We start from the raw sequence: 7,404 nt of genomic DNA, 5'->3' as shown, positions 1-7,404 counted from the left end.
CTCCTTGCCGCGGCGCGCGAGCGGACGCGTATCGACGTCTTCCTCGTCGGCCGTGAGCGGCGCCGGCTGGATCGGCTGCAGCAAGGCGGCCGTCTGTTTCGTCTTGCGGCCTCGCGCCGGGGCGCCGGTAGTGGACGCCGCGGACGCCGAGGATGCGGCGGACACGTCGGACGGCACCGCGGGCGCATCGATACCGGCCAGCGTCGCGGCGGCAACCGGCACCGGCCGCAGCGTGGTGGCCGCATTCGCCGCATCCGTCATCGGCACGGCGACATTGGCACGCCCGAATTCGGGCGACTCTGCTTGCTCCCCTTCGTGCGCCTGTTTTCGAGCGGGCCGTGCCGGATGGGCTTTGGCCTTGTATTCGTCAGGCGACAACAGATTACCGAGCTTGCTGGGCGGAGTAGGCAAAGGCATGGTTTCCCTCGAAGGAATCGGGGCACGGACCGTGCGCGGACGGTGCGACGATCAATGCGACATGTCGTGTGCGCCGGCTGTCGCATCCTGAACGTGCTGATGTGGCACACGCAGTTTGCGCCGGCCGGCGCGCTTCGTTTAGTGATGCCGGTTCGCCTGTTTTTCGATCGGCTCCTTGACGAGGATGGGCGTCGCGGCAAAGGGAAAGTGGCCGCGCGCAATTAAAAAAGCCGCCGCCCCGGTGAACGGGGCAAGCGGCTCGACTGAGGTCGTCGCGTTGCGCCTGATAAGCCTTGCGGCTCTCACGTCGCGGATGCCTGACTGAATGTCAGGCGTGTGACGAACGTGATGACGACGGGCGCAGCTGCGGAAAATATGGGGTGAACAGGCACTCATTGCGGCCCAATATAACGCGCCTCACAGCGCTTGTACAGCCTCCAGAATCTCATCGACGTGGCCCGGCACTTTCACGCCGCGCCATTCGAGTCGCAGCACGCCTTTTGCGTCGATGACGAACGTCGAGCGTTCGATCCCACGTACTTCTTTGCCATACATTTTCTTCAGTTTCATGACGCCGAACAGGGCGCACAGCGTTTCTTCCGGGTCCGATACCAGCGTAAACGGCAGATCCAGCTTGGACTTGAAGTTCTCGTGCGAACGCAGGCTGTCGCGCGACACGCCGACGATGTCGGCGTGCGCCGCCTTGAACTTCGGATACAGATCGCGGAACTGCAGACCTTCGGTCGTGCAGCCCGGCGTGTTGTCCTTCGGATAGAAATACAGCACGACCTTCGTGCCCCGCAGACCGGAGAGCGTGAAGTCGCCGCCGGTTGCGGGCGCGGTGAAGTCGGGGACGGGTTGGTCGACTGCGATGGGCACAGGGTTCTCCGATTGTTATGGCCGGGCAGACTGTCTATGTCGCACGCGGCATGCAGGTTTGCGCCGGCTCGAGCTTGACGGGGCCGGCGGGGCGGGAGGCCGGGAGCAACCGCCAGGATGACCGGCGCGCGGTGATGGATGTCGGACGCGCGTCAATCGGGCTGAACGATCAGCTCGCCGGAGCGGCCTGGAATTTCGCCCCACGTGACAGGGTACGATGGCAGCGTGTCACGGTCTAGCGCGGCGTGATAGTTGCCCATCGTCGCGAACGTGTGGCCTTGCGCACGCCAGCCGTCGAGCAGCTGTTCGAACGCCGGCGCGAGCTTTTGTCCTTCGAGTTCCGCATGCAGCGTGAAGACCTGGTCGCGCGGGTTGCCGTCGGTCAGTTTCAGCAGCCACGCGGCGACGTTGCTTTCATCGATGCCGTTGGTGCCGAGCACTTCGTCGAGGGTCGGCAGCGTGGTGGGCATCTGCACGTGCGCGAGCGTGTTGCCGCCGACCACCGGAAAGTACGGCGTGTGGCCGCGCCCGTCGGACGCGTAACGCATCCCCCACGCGTCGATCTGCTCGAACGCGTGAGCGTTCATCTGCCAGCCGGCTGCGCCATGCGTGGCGGGCGCCGTGCCGAACACGTCGACAAAGCGGGCGTAGCTCCGCTCCATTTGCGCGGCGGTCCAGCCGCGCTCGCGGGTGCGCACGTTGTCCTGCCAGTACACGTGGTCCCACGTGTGGATCCCGCATTCGAAGCCGGCCTCGTGAATCGCGCGCATCTCGGCGGCCGCGCGCACACCGATGTCGGGGCCCGGCAGCAGCACGCCGTACATCAGTTGCCGGATGCCGTAGTGTTCGACCACCGACGTGCGCGACACCTTCTTCAGAAAACCCGGGCGCAGCACACGGCGCATCGCCCAGCCGGTGTGATCGGGGCCGAGGCTGAACAGGAAGGTGGCGCGCGCCTTGAAGCGGTCGAAGATGCGTGCGAGGTTCGGCACGCCTTCGCGCGTGCCGCGCAGCGTGTCGACGTCGATCTTGAGAACGATGCGAGCCAAGGAAGCGGGCCTTGCCGGAGAGCGGGTTCGATGGAGGGGGAGCGTGAACGCGCCGGCCGTCGCTATTCGACGAGCGCGCGCGCGTCGGCGACGTGGCCGCGGTACGCTTCGAAAATCTTGCGCAGCGCTTCGTCGAAGGTCGACTTCGGCGCCCAGCCGAGCTCCTGCATTGTGTTGTCGATTTTCGGCACGCGGTTCTGCACGTCCTGATAGCCGGCGCCGTAGTACGCGCCCGACGACGTCTCGACGAGCTGCACCTTCTTCGCGTTGTCGGCGTACTCGGGGAATTCGGCCGCGAGCGCGAGCATCTTGTGCGCGAGCTCGCGCACCGAGTAGTTGTTCTTCGGATTGCCGATGTTATAGATCTTGCCCGACGCAACGCCCTTCGCATTGTCGATGATCTTCATCAGTGCGCCGATGCCGTCGTCGATATCGGTGAACGCGCGCTTCTGTGCGCCGCCGTCGACGAGACTGATGTTCTCGCCGCGCACGATATGGCCGAGGAACTGCGTGACCACGCGCGAGCTGCCTTCCTTCGGCGTGTAGATCGAGTCGAGGCCCGGGCCGATCCAGTTGAACGGCCGGAACAGCGTGAAGTTCAGGCCTTCCTGCATGCCGTAGCCCCAGATCACGCGGTCCATCAACTGCTTCGAGCACGCGTAGATCCAGCGCGGCTTGTTGATCGGACCGTAGATGAGCTCGGATGCATCCGGGTCGAACTCGTCGTCCGCGCACATCCCGTACACCTCGGAGGTCGACGGAAACACCAGATGCTTGCGGTACTTCACCGCCGAACGCACGATCGGCAGGTTCGCCTCGAAGTCGAGCTCGAACACGCGCAGCGGCTGCTGCACATAGGTGGCCGGCGTCGCGATCGCCACGAGCGGGAGGATCACGTCGCACTTCTTCACGTGATATTCGACCCATTCCTTGTTGATCGTGATGTCGCCTTCGAAGAAGTGCATACGCTCGTGCTTGACGAGGTCGCCGAGGCGCTCGGTCTGCATGTCCATCCCGAAGACTTCCCAGTCGGTCGTTTCGAGAATGCGCTTGGACAGGTGATGGCCGATAAAGCCGTTCACGCCCAGAATCAGGACTTTTTTCATCAGTGACGGGAAGGTTGGGTGAGCCGGGTGAATTCGGCGGGCGTGATAGCGTTGGCGGCTTGCTCGCCGCTCGTGCCGCTGCCGCTCATTTGCACACTTGTTTGCAAATTGACGTGCCAAAGTTCGTGAATCGCGATCGCACGGCCATCGCCGCATGTCGCAAAAAAGACATTATCGCCTACGTGGAGGCCCGGCGGCAAATTTACCGGCGCGCTGCCGGGCGCCATCAGCCGCGCGCGGGCGACCACGAAGCGCTCGTTGCCGAGGTCGGTGAACGCGCCCGGATACGGCGGCGCGACCGCGCGGATCAGGTTGTACACGCGCTGCGCGGGCTGGGTCCAGTCGATGCGGCCGTCTTCGGGCTTGCGGCCGCCGAAATAGCTGCCCTGCGCGAGATCGTTCGGCAGATGCGGCGCCTCGCCGGCCAGCAGCGCGGGCAGCACGCGCCAGAGCGTCTGCTCGGCGGCGACCGTGACCTTGTCGAACACTTGCGCGGCGGTGTCGTCGGGCAGGATCGGCACCGGCGTCTGCGCGAGGATCGCGCCCGCGTCCGGTTTCGCGGCCATTTCGTGCAGCGTCGCGCCGGTTTCGGTTTCGCCGTTCAGCACCGCCCAGTTGGTCGGCACGCGGCCGCGGTACTTCGGCAGCAGCGAACCGTGCATGTTGTACGCGCCGCGCGCGGCGAGCGCGAGCAGCTCGAGCGGCAGCATATGCCGGTAGTAGAACGAGAAGATAAAGTCGGGCCGCGCCGCGCTGATGGCCGCACGCAGTTCCGCGCTGTGCGGCTCGGCGGGCGTCACGACCGGAATGCCGTGCTCGCGCGCGACCTGCGCGACGCTGCCGAACCAGATGTTTTCGCTCGGGTTGTCTTCGTGCGTGACGACCAGCGTGACGTCGACGCCGCGCGCGAGCAAGACCTGCAGGCAGCGCACGCCGACATTGTGATACGCGAAGACAACGGCGCGCGGCTTCACGAGTTCGGCCCCTGGTCCATGATCTGCGCGGGCTGCACCGCCTGCACGACCGATTGCCGCGGCGTGGCCGCGATGGTTTCGCCGTTGCGCTGCTCGAGGATGGTCTGCACGAGGTAGCGCGGCCGCGCACGCACCTGTTGATAGATGCGCCCGATATATTCGCCGAGCAGGCCGAGCGCGAAAATGATCACGCCGAGCAGGAAGAACGTGATGGCGAACAGCGTGAACACGCCTTGCACTTCCGCGCCGATCACAAAGCGGCGAATCAGCAGCAGCACGAACAGACCCGCGGAACCCATCGACAGAATCACGCCGATAAACGACAGCCATTGCAGCGGCACGACCGAAAAGCCGGTGACCAGATCGAAGTTCAGGCGGATCAGGCTGTACAGCGAATACTTCGATTCGCCGGCAAAGCGCTCTTCGTGCGCAACGTCGATTTCGACCGGGTTCTGCGCGAACGTGTACGCGAGCGCCGGAATGAACGTGTTGATCTCGCCGCAGCGATTGATCGTATCGACGATATGGCGGCTGTACGCGCGCAGCATGCAGCCCTGGTCGGTCATCTTGATGCGCGTAATACGCTCGCGCAGCCGGTTCATCACCTGCGATGCCTTGCGGCGCCACAGGCTGTCGCGCCGCTGCATGCGGATCGTGCCGACATAGTCGAAGCCGTCGCGCATCTTCGCGACGAGCTTGCCGATTTCCTCGGGCGGGTTCTGCAGGTCCGCGTCGAGCGTGATCACGATCTCGCCGTGCGACTGCTCGAAGCCCGCGAGAATCGCCATGTGCTGGCCGTAGTTGCCGTTCAGCAGAATCACGCGTGTCGCATCGGGACGCGCGCGGAACTGCTCGGCCAGCAGCGCCGCCGACCTGTCGCGGCTGCCGTCGTTGATGAAGATCACTTCGTAGCTCGTGGCGAGCGCATCGAGTGCCGGATACAGGCGCGCAAAGAGCGCCTGCAGTCCGGCTTCCTCGTTATAGACCGGGATGATGACCGAGACTTCCGGCCGTGCCCGGCGGTGTTCCGTTTGGCTCATGTCGGCTTGTGTTCCGCTTGGTGTGTCCCTGGTTTCGCCATGGTTTTGTCCTGCTTGTTCACTGCTTGTTCCCCGCGCGTGTCTTGCCTGTGCTGCCTGTGTTCTGCTTGCGTCTTGCCTGTGTCCTGCTTGCGTCCAGCCTCCCGCACGCGGGGCCGACGCCGGCCCGTTGCGCTTCAGGTGTGTCAGCGCCCGTACTGCTCGCAGATCTCGTTGACCGCCCGGCAGACGCGCGCGACGTCGCCTGCGTTCATCTGTGTGAAAAGCGGCAGCGTGACCGTGGTTGCGCCGAACCGTTCCGCATGCGGGAACATCCCTTCCTTGAAACCGCGCGCGCGATACAGCGAGAACAGGTGGATCGCCGGATAGTGCACGCCCGAACCGATGCCGCGCTCCTTGAGCGCGCCCATAAAGCCGCCGCGGTCGATCGACAGCTTTTCCAGCGGCAGCGTGATCTGGAACATATGCCAGTTGCTGTTCTCGAAATCGGCGAGCGGCAGGCCGATGCCGAGTTTTTCCGCGACGCCGCCCGCGAAACCCGCGAAATACGCGCGCGCGAGTGTCTTGCGCTGCGCATTGAAGCGTTCAAGATGCGGCATCTGACCGAGACCGACGCGCGCGGCGACATCGGTCAGGTTGTACTTGCCGCCGAGCACGTCGCAATCCATCCCGTCGAAGCCGGTGCGCGTGATGCCTTGCAGACGGTACTTCTGCGCGAGCAGCGCTTCCTCATCGTCGTTCAGCACCAGCGCGCCGCCTTCGATCGACGTCAGGTTCTTGTTCGCGTGGAAGCTGAACGACACGATATCGCCCAGCTTGCCGATGCGCTCGCCTTTCCATGTCGAGCCGAGCGCTTGCGCGGCGTCCTCGATCACGCGCAGCTTGTGCTCGCGCGCAATCGCGTAGAGTCGGTCCATATCGACCGGCAGGCCCGCGAGATAGACCGGCAGCAACGCTTTGGTGCGCGGCGTGATGGCCTGTTCGAGCACGTCGAGATCGATATTGCGCGTCTGCGGATCGATATCGACGAACACCGGCGTGGCGCCGGTTTCGAGAATCACATTGGCAGTCGCGACCCACGACGCGGGCGTGGTGATCACCTCGTCGCCGGGGCCGACGCCCGCGATCCGCAAGCCGATTTCGAGCGTCGCCGTGCCGGAGTTGAACGCGCGCACCGGACGCCCGCCGCAGAATTCGGACAAGGCCGCTTCGAACGCCTGGTTCTGCGGACCGGTGGTGATCCAGCCGGAGCGGAGCACGTCGGCGACGCCGCGGATCGTTTCTTCATCGATATCCGGGCGAACGAACGGCAAAAACGGGACGGATGACTGGGTCATGAGAGCCTTGAGCGATAAGGATGACGGGCCAATGCCGACAGCATAACGAATACTTTCAACCGCTTGACGCAAGCGCGTGAGCCACGCCGCGGCCCGGCGCGCGCGGGTAGGCGGCCGGCTTGCCGCGCCTAGCTGCGCGCGAGCACGAACACCCCGACGAGGATGATGCCGATGCCGATCAGGCGCTGCACCGACAGCACTTCGCCGAACAGATACCACGCGGCCACCGCGTTCAGCACGTAGCCGAGCGAGAGCATCGGATAGGCGATCGAAACATCGACGCGCGACAGCCCGACGATCCACACCACGACGCTCACCACGTAGCATGCCAGGCCGCCGATGATCGGCCATTGCGTCGCGAGCTTGATACCGATGGGCAGGATGTTCGCACGGGTGAATTCGAAGTGTCCAACGGCATTCGTGCCGGCCTTCAGCAACAGTTGCGCGCACGCGTTCAGCGTGACGCCCGCGAGGATGCAGAAAAGAGAGATCGGGTTCATCGAGCGTATGCGTGGAGATCAGGGCGAGGTTGGCGTGCTGGCGGGCCGCGCGGCGTCGGCGCCCGGTGCGGCGGCCGCGCCCGGATGCGTCGCGCCGGGTTG

At 64.9% G+C, this 7,404-nt stretch carries 8 protein-coding genes and 1 pseudogene; all 9 read right to left on the bottom strand.

Going from position 1 to position 7,404, the window contains the following annotated elements; all coding sequences use genetic code 11:
* Positions 1–417: pseudogene (locus HV675_RS31680) on the bottom strand (hypothetical protein); the annotation flags it as partial.
* A 138-nt stretch (positions 418–555) separates the two neighbouring features.
* On the bottom strand, positions 556–813 hold the full coding sequence (locus HV675_RS31675; protein WP_175115405.1) for a hypothetical protein: 258 nt from the start codon (positions 811–813) through the stop codon (positions 556–558).
* Between the two features lie 21 nt (positions 814–834).
* Complete coding sequence (locus tag HV675_RS31670) at positions 835–1,296, bottom strand: peroxiredoxin (RefSeq protein ID WP_175115404.1); 462 nt, start codon at positions 1,294–1,296, stop codon at positions 835–837.
* A gap of 152 nt (positions 1,297–1,448) precedes the next feature.
* The gene (locus tag HV675_RS31665; RefSeq protein WP_175115403.1) at positions 1,449–2,345 is read right to left on the bottom strand and encodes a polysaccharide deacetylase family protein; all 897 of its coding nucleotides are present in this window, start codon (positions 2,343–2,345) and stop codon (positions 1,449–1,451) included.
* A gap of 62 nt (positions 2,346–2,407) precedes the next feature.
* Entirely contained in the window at positions 2,408–3,451 is a 1,044-nt protein-coding gene (locus tag HV675_RS31660) for a bifunctional UDP-4-keto-pentose/UDP-xylose synthase (RefSeq protein ID WP_175115402.1), read from the bottom strand.
* On the bottom strand, positions 3,451–4,425 hold the full coding sequence (locus HV675_RS31655) for a formyltransferase (protein WP_175115401.1): 975 nt from the start codon (positions 4,423–4,425) through the stop codon (positions 3,451–3,453). The genes HV675_RS31660 and HV675_RS31655 overlap by 1 nt, the downstream gene beginning before the upstream one ends.
* The gene (locus HV675_RS31650) at positions 4,422–5,465 is read right to left on the bottom strand and encodes a glycosyltransferase (RefSeq protein WP_175115400.1); all 1,044 of its coding nucleotides are present in this window, start codon (positions 5,463–5,465) and stop codon (positions 4,422–4,424) included. The genes HV675_RS31655 and HV675_RS31650 overlap by 4 nt, the downstream gene beginning before the upstream one ends.
* Positions 5,466–5,650: 185 nt before the next feature.
* On the bottom strand, positions 5,651–6,802 hold the full coding sequence (locus tag HV675_RS31645) for a DegT/DnrJ/EryC1/StrS family aminotransferase (RefSeq protein WP_175115399.1): 1,152 nt from the start codon (positions 6,800–6,802) through the stop codon (positions 5,651–5,653).
* Positions 6,803–6,930: 128 nt separating this feature from the next.
* The gene (locus tag HV675_RS31640) at positions 6,931–7,302 is read right to left on the bottom strand and encodes a DMT family transporter (protein WP_175115398.1); all 372 of its coding nucleotides are present in this window, start codon (positions 7,300–7,302) and stop codon (positions 6,931–6,933) included.
* Positions 7,303–7,404: the final 102 nt, after the last annotated feature.

The organism is Paraburkholderia solisilvae, assembly GCF_902859875.1.
GTDB lineage: Bacteria > Pseudomonadota > Gammaproteobacteria > Burkholderiales > Burkholderiaceae > Paraburkholderia > Paraburkholderia solisilvae.
Note: the sequence above shows the minus strand (reverse complement) of the source record. Positions and strands in the feature narration are given on the sequence as shown.